The 4,442-nt window shown below is 75.4% G+C and carries 5 protein-coding genes, 1 tRNA gene and 1 pseudogene; 5 read left to right on the forward strand and 2 right to left on the reverse strand.

Going from position 1 to position 4,442, the window contains the following annotated elements:
* Nucleotides 1-144 precede the first annotated feature (144 nt).
* A tRNA-Lys gene (locus Q0195_RS08020) sits at nt 145-217 on the reverse strand.
* Between the two features lie 223 nt (nt 218-440).
* Here Q0195_RS08020 and Q0195_RS08025 point away from each other — a divergent pair.
* Nucleotides 441-719, forward strand: coding sequence for a Fe-S cluster assembly protein HesB (locus Q0195_RS08025; protein ID WP_299276859.1), 279 nt, complete (start codon nt 441-443; stop codon nt 717-719).
* Nucleotides 720-867: 148 nt separating this feature from the next.
* Complete coding sequence (locus Q0195_RS08030; protein WP_299276861.1) at nt 868-1,527, forward strand: hypothetical protein; 660 nt, start codon at nt 868-870, stop codon at nt 1,525-1,527.
* A gap of 3 nt (nt 1,528-1,530) precedes the next feature.
* Here the strand turns inward: Q0195_RS08030 and Q0195_RS08035 are convergent, their stop codons facing one another.
* On the reverse strand, nt 1,531-1,926 hold the full coding sequence (locus Q0195_RS08035) for a spore germination protein GerW family protein (RefSeq protein ID WP_299276864.1): 396 nt from the start codon (nt 1,924-1,926) through the stop codon (nt 1,531-1,533).
* Nucleotides 1,927-2,186: 260 nt separating this feature from the next.
* Between Q0195_RS08035 and Q0195_RS08040 the strand changes: the two genes are divergently transcribed.
* From Q0195_RS08040 to Q0195_RS08050, 3 genes and pseudogenes are all read left to right on the forward strand, one after another.
* Nucleotides 2,187-2,813, forward strand: a complete 627-nt coding sequence (locus Q0195_RS08040; RefSeq protein ID WP_299276867.1) for a hypothetical protein — start codon at nt 2,187-2,189, stop codon at nt 2,811-2,813.
* Nucleotides 2,813-3,715 carry a mycothiol synthase gene (gene mshD, locus Q0195_RS08045; protein ID WP_299276870.1) on the forward strand — a complete coding sequence of 301 codons (903 nt, stop codon included), beginning with the start codon at nt 2,813-2,815 and terminating at the stop codon, nt 3,713-3,715. The genes Q0195_RS08040 and mshD overlap by 1 nt, the downstream gene beginning before the upstream one ends.
* A 9-nt stretch (nt 3,716-3,724) precedes the next feature.
* A pseudogene (locus Q0195_RS08050) lies at nt 3,725-4,442 on the forward strand (RNA degradosome polyphosphate kinase); the annotation flags it as partial.

The raw sequence follows: 4,442 nt of genomic DNA on the forward strand, positions 1-4,442 counted from the left end.
CCGGCGTGCGCCCGTGGCGGTGCTCGTCCATGCCGGTCCAACGTCGGGTACGCCGCGATCCCCGGCTACGACCCGGCCGTCGCCACCGCGGTGACCGCCGCCGTCGTCGTCGGCATCGTCGCCCTGTCGCGCGGCTCGCACCGGTGGGCCCCGTGGGACTCGAACCCACAACCCGCGGATTAAAAGTCCGCTGCTCTACCCATTGAGCTAGAGGCCCGCGACGCAGGGGACCCTCCCTCGGGGGAGCCCATGCCTCGCCGGGGGCCAGCCTACGTGCCCGCAGGTCCGCTCCCGGACCGACCGCCGCGATCCGGACCGCCCCGCACCGACCGCCGCGGGTGTCGCGCGTGCCGGGTTGCGGGCCGGGGGATCGTTCCGCACCGTAGAACGTGCCCGGCGGCGCCCACAGGGCGTCACTCCGACCCACAAGGGAACCCAGCATGCTCAGGCTGACCGACAACGCCAAGGCAGCAATCACCGGAATCACCTCCCAGTCCGGCCTGCCCGAGACCGGGGGTGTGCGCCTCTCGCTCACGACCGACGCCGACGAGGTGGAGATGAGCCTCTCGCCGGAGCCGCAGAGCGGTGACGAGGTCATCGAGGAGGACGGCGCGCGCGTCTTCCTCGAGGAGGCCGCCTCCACCCTCCTCGCCGAGCACATGCTCGACGCGGAGGCCGGCCCCGACGGCGTCGGGTTCGCGCTCCGCAAGGCGAGCTGACCCACACCGGGCGGGGGCTCCGACGCACCCCCGCTCGGTGCCGGCGCTCCGCCGAACTCCGCGCACCGCGGGGGGATCTGCGTCAGAATCGCTGGTGTCCGGCCAGGTGGCCGGCAGCCGGTGTCCCTGCGACCTGGGGGAGGTAGCGATGGAAGGCCGTGAACGTCCGCGACGTCCCGCCATGCTCGACCCGGAGGACGCCGACCAGCTCTGGGGCGACTCCGACCCCGCCCTGGCCTCCGAGGCCGCTCACTCCACCGCCAACGCGGTGATCTTCGGGCCCAGCCACCACGCCGAGGACGAGCCCCAGGCCGAGCGGATCAGCCGGATCATCGACGCCGAGGGCCTGGACGAGATCGCCCGGCTGTGGTCCCGCAGCCCTGCGGTCACACTGCCCGGTGCGCTGTGGCGGCTCTACCTGCTGCGGGCCTGGCTCGAGCGGGACCCGGAGACCATCACCATGCGCTTCCGGGAGGGGACCGCCGCGACCGCGCCCGCCGCCACCCGCGAGCCGGGCGCCGACGAGCCGGCGGACCGGGAGGCGCTCGCCGCCCCGCAGCCCGCCGAGCTCGACGAACGGCTCGCCGCCCTCTTCTCCGGGACGGGTGAGACCGACCTCGCCGACGTCCTGGAGCAGAGCGCCGCCTTCCTGCGGGTGCTCTCCCGCGGCGCGTCCGCCGACCCGCGCTGGCGTACCCACGACGACGACGCCGCCCGCGCGGTGACCGGCCGCGCCGGAGCGCTCACCGCCACCGCCGACGAGCTCGAGCAGGCCGCCGTCCGGGCCCGCGCGGGCAGGCTGGACTGACCGTCAGCGTCGGCGCTTGCGCAGCGCCCGGGCCAGCGCGAGCACGGTGACGGCGCCGAGGATCTGCCCACCGAGGATGACCTTGCTCAGGTCGAGCGCCGGCTGCCAGCTCACCTGGCCGTCGCGCACGACGTAGACGCCCACCGGCTTGGCCCGCACGCCGAAGCCGCCACCACCGCCGGTGCCCTCGCCGTCGGCGCCGTGCGTGTCGCCGCCCTCGCCGCGGCGTCCCATCGCCCCCGTGCCGTACCCCATGCCGCTGCCGCCCACGATCTTCGCGACCGGGATGACCAGCGTGCCGCCGGACTCGTAGGCGTCACCGAAGACCCGCCGCACCCGCAGCGCGTCGTCGGCGGCCTCGACCGGCCGGTTGGCGTTCTGTGCCGTTGTCGTGTCCATGCCCTCTCCAGACTCTCAGGCCTCGTCGACTCGAGGCCCAAGCACACCACGCGACCGAGGACGGCGGAAGTCCCACCCGCCCCGGTCGCCGGTCAGAGGGGCCATGCCGGCTCCGGGCGCACGACCGGGCGACCTCACGACGGGGCGACCGTCCGCGCCGTCCACGAGCAGGCCGTCCGGGACTGCCCCAGGCCGGGCTGATCTCGTAGCATCGACTAGGTCCGGCACGCCCCAGACGCCCGGGCAGGTGAGGAGGTCCCATGGAGCAGCGCAAGCCGCGCCGCCCGGCGATGCTCGACGACCAGACCGCCGAGCGCATCGTCGGCGACGTCGACCCTGCGCTGCGCTCGCAGGCCGCCCACACGACTGCCGCGGTCCTCGTCCAGCGGGGCCGCGCGGGCGCCGAGGACCCCGAGCTGGTCGCCCGGCTCGTCGCCCTCGTCGACACCGAGGGCCTGGACACCGTCGCCGAGCTGTGGTCGCAGAGCCCGCCCCGCACCCTGCCCGGCGCGCTGTGGCGGCTCTACCTCATGCGCGAGTGGATCCGCCGCGACCCGTCGACCATCGCCGACCGGTTCGCGCTGGGCCGCCAGCGCGCCGAGGTCGCCGGTGTCATCGCCGGGGTCGTCGAGCCGCCCGGGCCGACCGACGTGGCCCGGCTCGCCGACGCGGTGCTCGCCGGCGTCTACGAGGGCGACCTCGACGTCGCGCTCGACCGCGCCGCCGCCTTCTTCCGCGTCGTCGCCACCGGCTCCGCGCTCGACGCGGACTGGATCGACGACGACGACGTCGCCACCCGCCTCACCCGCCGGGCCGGTGCCCTGCTGCGGACCGCCGAGGACCTGGAGGACGCCGCCGAGCTGTGGCGAGCCGGGAGGCTCGACTAGTGGCAGCCGTGAGCGGGACCGGGTTGGACGCGCCCGCGACACCCGACGCCGTGCTCCGGCTGGCGGAGCAGGTCGCCGCCGCCGACGGCGTCGCTCCCCTCAACGAGCAGAGCACCCTCGCCGTCCGCCACGGCACCGCGGGGTACCGGCACCACTGGCTGGCGGCCGGCGACGACCTCGTCGGCTACGCGGTCGTCGACGCCGAGGGCAGCGGTGAGCTGTGCGTCCACCCCGAGCACCGGCGCCGTGGGCTGGGCCGCCGGCTGCTGGACGCCGTGCTCGCCGAGGTCCCGGAGGCGGCGCTCTGGGCGCACGGGAACCTGCCCGGGGCGCAGGCACTGGCCCGGTCCGCGGGGCTGCGCGTCACCCGTGAGCTGTGGCAGATGGCCCGCGAGCTGCGAGCCGGGGCCACGCAGGGACCTGGGCCCGCGGCGGGGGAGGGGGTGAGCGTGCCCGGCGCCCCGGAGGGGGTGGGGCTGCGCCCCTTCGTCGTCGGCCAGGACGAGGAGGCCTGGGTGGGGCTCAACGCCCTGGCCTTCGCCGACCACCCGGAGCAGGGCCGGATGACCGTCGCCGACCTGCAGCAGCGGCAGGCCGAGCCGTGGTTCGACCCCAGCCTGCTCTGGCTGGCCCACGACGTCTCCGACCCGGGGGTCCTCCTCGCCTCGATGTGGGTCAAGCCCGCCGGGCAGGACGCCGAGATCTACGCCGTCGGGGTCGCGCCGCAGGCCCAGGGCCGGGGGCTGGGCGGCTGGCTCACCGCCGTCGCCCTGGCCGAGATGGAGCGCCGCGGCTTCCGGCGTGCCACGCTGTACGTGGAGGGCGACAACACCCCGGCGATCCGCACCTACCGGCGCGCCGGCTTCGAGCGCGTCGCCCTCGACGTCCAGTACTCGCGCTGAGGTGGAAGCATGGTGCACGTGCCCGACCACGAGGTGACCTCGCCGCCCGCCGCCCACACCGCGCACCCGGGTGGGGAGCCCACGCGCAACGGCGAGACGGAGGAGATCGCCCGGACCGGGTCGGCCCTCCCGGCGCAGGACGTGGCCGAGGAGGCCGAGGACCTCGCCGACGACGCCCGCGGCGCCGGCGACCCGCTCGAGGCCGAGCTGCCCGAGGGACGCTTCGCCGACCGCGAGCTCAGCTGGCTCGCCTTCAACCGGCGGGTGCTGGAGCAGGCGCAGGACCGGACCCAGCCGCTGCTCGAACGCGCCTGGTTCCTGTCGATCTTCGCCTCCAACCTCGACGAGTTCTTCATGGTCCGGGTCGCCGGGCTCAAGCGCCGCATCGCCACCGGCCTGGCCGTCCCCGCCGCCTCCGGGCTCACCCCGCGGCAGGTGCTCGAGGCGATCAGCGTCGGTGCGCACGAGCTCATGGAGGAGCACGCCCGCACCTTCGCCGAGGACATCCAGCCGGCGCTCGCCGCGGAGGGCATCGACATCCTCCACTGGTCGGAGCTCTCGGAGAGCGAGCAGCAGCGGCTGCGCAAGTACTTCCGCAAGCAGATCTTCCCGGTGCTCACCCCGCTCGCGGTCGACCCGGCCCACCCCTTCCCCTACATCTCCGGGCTCTCCCTCAACCTCGCCGTCGTCGTGCGCAACCCCGGCACCGGCAAGGACCACTTCGCCC

The sequence above is a fragment of the uncultured Georgenia sp. genome, from assembly GCF_937958535.1.
In the GTDB taxonomy this organism is placed as follows: Bacteria; Actinomycetota; Actinomycetes; order Actinomycetales; family Actinomycetaceae; genus Oceanitalea.